At 51.1% G+C, this 272-nt stretch carries 1 protein-coding gene; it reads left to right on the top strand.

Going from position 1 to position 272, the window contains the following annotated elements; all coding sequences use genetic code 11:
• On the top strand, positions 1-272 hold a 272-nt coding region (locus tag AB4585_RS29070; protein ID WP_372172268.1), incomplete at both ends, for an ABC transporter transmembrane domain-containing protein.

Below are 272 nucleotides of genomic sequence, written 5' to 3' on the forward strand. Positions count from 1 at the left end.
CAATGTCGGATGTAGGCAGTTATGCAGGAGAGGCGATTGAGCACATAAAAACGGTGCAGAGTTATAGCCGAGAGTCTGAGGAGAAGGCGTCATTTTCAACAGAGGTGGAGCGCGCGTATGAGATAGGGCGAGAGCGAGTAAAGCAGCGGGCCATCCTTATCTCTGGAGTGATTGTGATCGTCTTTGGCGCTATATCCGGCATGTTATGGGTTGGGGGAAGCGATGTTATTCACGGCAAGATGTCGGCAGGTGATTTAGGTGCCTTCGTATTC

Source organism: Vibrio sp. 10N.222.49.C9 (assembly GCF_041474985.1).
Classification (GTDB): Bacteria; Pseudomonadota; Gammaproteobacteria; order Enterobacterales; family Vibrionaceae; genus Vibrio; species Vibrio crassostreae_C.